The 1,671-nt window shown below is 69.2% G+C and carries 2 protein-coding genes; both read left to right on the top strand.

Features of this window, described 5'->3' with window-relative positions:
- The coding region (locus tag G6016_RS15465) for a molybdopterin dinucleotide binding domain-containing protein (RefSeq protein WP_277815172.1) at positions 1 to 423 on the top strand (423 nt) is incomplete at its 5' end.
- 56 nt (positions 424 to 479) lie between these two features.
- The coding region (nuoH, locus tag G6016_RS15460; protein ID WP_182633500.1) for an NADH-quinone oxidoreductase subunit NuoH at positions 480 to 1,671 on the top strand (1,192 nt) is incomplete at its 3' end.

Genomic DNA, 1,671 nt, shown 5'->3' with positions numbered 1-1,671 from the left:
GAGACGCCATCGGGGGGAGCGGCTGCGGGTGTCGGGAGCTCTGCCCAGCAGGGGCAGGCCGTGTTGGCGACGTGGCGGATGCTGCTGGATGACGGTCGCCTGCAGGACGGCGAGCCACACCTGGCGGGTACTGCCCGGCGCCCGGTCGCGCGGATGTCCGCCGGCACTGCCGCTGAGATCGGGGCGGTCGACGGCCAAGTGGTCACCGTGTCGACCGAGCGTGGTGCGATCACCCTGCCGCTTGAGGTCACCGACATGCCGGAGCGGGTGGTGTGGGTGCCGCAGAACTCGCCGGGCTCGGCGGTGGGCGTCACGCTCGCTGCGGCTGCAGGCGACATCGTGGCCATCGCCGCCGGGGAGCCGTCGGAGGCTGAGCCCGCCGCCGCGGCTGCGAATCGCACGGACGGGGAGGGAGCGCCGTGACCTCCACACAGCTGTTCGCCGCCAGCAGCGCCGACCTCGCGACGACCGGCGCCGACCTGACCGGCTTCGGCGTCGACCCGTGGTGGCTCGCGCTGCTCAAGGTCCTCGGCGTGTTCCTGTTCCTCGTGGTGACCGTGCTCGCCGCGATTTACCTCGAGCGCAAGATCCTGGCCTGGATGCAGATGCGCATCGGCCCCAACCGGGTCGGCCCCATGGGCATCCTGCAGTCGCTGGCCGACGGCGTGAAGATCGCTCTCAAGGAAGGCATCCTGCCCAAGGGCGTCGACAAGCCGATCTTCATGCTCGCCCCGGTCATCGCGGTGATCCCGGCGTTCATGGCGTTCGCGGTCATCCCGTTCGGGCCGGAGGTGTCGATCTTCGGCCGTTGGACCCCGCTGCAACTGACCGACCTGCACGTAGGAGTGCTCTACATCCTCGCCGTCACCTCGATCGGCGTGTACGGCATCGTCCTCGCCGGCTGGTCGTCCGGCTCGACGTACCCGCTGCTGGGCGGCCTGCGCTCGACCGCGCAGGTGATCAGCTACGAGATAGGCATGGCCCTGTCATTCGTGGGGGTGTTCCTGTTCGCGGGCACCATGTCCACCTCGGGGATCGTCGAGGCCCAGTCGCAGGTGTGGTTCGTATTCCTGCTGCTGCCGTCGTTCTGCATCTACGTCATCTCGATGGTCGGCGAGACCAACCGCGCCCCCTTCGACCTGCCCGAGGCCGAGGGCGAACTCGTGGGCGGCTTCCACACCGAGTACTCATCACTGCGATTCGCGATGTTCATGCTCGCCGAGTACGTCAACATGACCACCGTCTCGGCACTGGCCGCCACCCTGTTCCTCGGCGGCTGGCGCGCCCCACTGCCGTTCTCGCTGATCCCCGGCGCCGACTCCGGCTGGTGGGCACTGCTGTGGTTCGTCATCAAGGTGTGGGGCTTCCTGTTCGTCTTCATGTGGCTGCGCGCCACCCTCCCGCGCCTGCGCTACGACCAGTTCATGGCCTTCGGATGGAAGGTCCTCATCCCCGTCTCACTGGCCTGGGTGATGGTCGTGGCCACCATCCGGATTGTCCTCGGACCGGAGTCCGACCTCTTGACGCCCGCCATGGTGGTGGCCGGCCTACTCGCGGTTGCTGTCCTCGTCGTCGTCAGGCGGGTCATGTCCCGGCGCGGCGCCGCACCCGACGCACCACGTCCCGGCCGCGCGAGGTCCGCCCTCGAGGCCGCCACCGCAGGCGCGGCGC

It is taken from the genome of Dietzia aerolata, from assembly GCF_014144865.1.
Lineage (GTDB): Bacteria > Actinomycetota > Actinomycetes > Mycobacteriales > Mycobacteriaceae > Dietzia > Dietzia aerolata.
The sequence above is the reverse complement of the archived record's forward strand: the minus strand, read 5'-3'. Positions and strand labels throughout refer to the sequence as shown.